This window comes from Curtobacterium sp. B18 (assembly GCF_000333375.1).
GTDB lineage: Bacteria > Actinomycetota > Actinomycetes > Actinomycetales > Microbacteriaceae > Curtobacterium.
On record NZ_BACZ01000639.1, the window covers coordinates 1 to 1606 of the forward strand.

Below are 1606 nucleotides of genomic sequence, written 5' to 3' on the forward strand. Positions count from 1 at the left end.
TCGGCCGTCCCCGGGGTACGGTTCACCTCGGCCCACACCGCGTCGAGGGACAGCCCGACGACCCCGGCGACGGACGCGATCGTCGAGAACGCCGGCGTCGCGATGCGGCCGGTCTCGATCTTCCGCAGCGTCTCCGGCGAGATCCCGGCCTGCAACGCGGTCTCGAGCATCGAGCGCTCCCCGCGCGCACGCCGGAGCAGGGCTCCGAGCCGGCGCCCGCGGGCGACCTCGTCGGGGCTGAGCGGGAGACGGACCATCCCCCTACTCTAATACCGGCCAGAGAGTACCGGTATGATCATCCCGTGATCGAGATCCTCACCCCGACCGAGGTCGACCGTGCCCGCGCGACCGGAGCCCTCGTCGGCACGATCCTGCAGACCCTGCGCGACCGCACGCGCGTGGGCACGAACCTGCTCGAGATCGACCGGTGGACGAAGGCGATGATCGAGGACGCCGGCGCCCGGTCATGCTACGTCGACTACGCCCCGTCGTTCGGCCGCGGGCCGTTCGGCCACCACGTCTGCACCGCGGTCAACGACGCCGTCCTGCACGGGCTCCCCCACGACCGGACGCTCGAGGACGGCGACCTGCTGACGCTCGACCTGGCCGTGTCGCTCGACGGCATCGCGGCCGACGCGGCGATCAGCTTCGTCGTGGGCACCGCGGACCCCGCCGACCTCGCCCTGATCGACGCGACGGAACACGCCCTCGCGGCAGCGATCGCGATCGCCGGCCCCGGAGTGCGGACGGGCGACCTGTCGCACACCATCGGCACGGTGCTCGAGGGCGCCGGCTACCCGGTCAACGTCGAGTTCGGCGGCCACGGCATCGGCTCGACGATGCACCAGGACCCGCACGTGTCGAACACCGGGCGACCCGGGCGCGGCTACACCCTCCCGCCGGGGCTGCTCCTCGCCCTCGAGCCGTGGGTGATGGCGGACACCGACGTGCTCGTGACCGACCCGGACGGCTGGACGCTCCGCAGCGCCACCGGGGCCCGCACCGCGCACACCGAGCACACGGTGGCGATCACCGAGGACGGCGCCGAGGTCCTCACGCTCCCACGCTGACCGGAACCCCTCCCGCCGCGACGGCGAGCACGAGGTCCTCGCCGGGGAACACGACCGTGATCGGCTGCTCGGCGCCGTCGAGCGTCGCCGCACCCCGGACGAGGTCGACCTCGACACGCGACGGATCGACCCGGAGTCCGCGGCCGTCGCGCTTGAGGACCGCCTCCTTCACCGCCCAGCAGGCAGCCCGCGCGGTGGCGTCGCCGGACCGCGCGAGCTCCCCGGGCGTGAACGCGTCGAGCGGGGCTGCCGCGACCCGCGACACGCGCTCGAGGTCGACGCCGATCCCCGGTGGTCCGACGGCCAGCGCGACGAGGCCGGTGGTCCGCGCGAGGCTCACGCCGACGGCGGAGCCGTCGACCTCGGCCCAGGGACGGCCGTGGTCCGTCGCGGCGCAGTGCGGGCAGACGCGCCCCGCGCGCACGGCCGCGACGTCGACACCCGTCGCCGACGCGACGGCGGCGAGCAGCGCCTCCCGGTCGGCAGCACGGTCCGGACCGGACGCACGGAGCGTCACGACGACCGACGGAGGAGCG

General features: G+C 74.7%; 3 protein-coding genes. 1 reads left to right on the plus strand and 2 read right to left on the minus strand.

All coding sequences use genetic code 11. From position 1 onward, the window contains the following. On the minus strand, positions 1–257 hold a 257-nt coding region (locus tag I5E_RS17145; RefSeq protein ID WP_022908070.1), incomplete at its 3' end, for a helix-turn-helix domain-containing protein. Between the two features lie 45 nt (positions 258–302). Between I5E_RS17145 and map the strand changes: the two genes are divergently transcribed. Continuing rightward, positions 303–1070, plus strand: a complete 768-nt coding sequence (gene map / locus I5E_RS17150) for a type I methionyl aminopeptidase (protein ID WP_022908071.1) — start codon at positions 303–305, stop codon at positions 1068–1070. Here map and I5E_RS17155 read toward each other — a convergent pair. After that, positions 1054–1606, minus strand: a 553-nt coding sequence (locus tag I5E_RS17155) for a 4'-phosphopantetheinyl transferase family protein (protein WP_148287027.1), incomplete at its 5' end; no start/stop codon positions are given. The two genes, map and I5E_RS17155, sit on opposite strands and share 17 nt — an antisense overlap.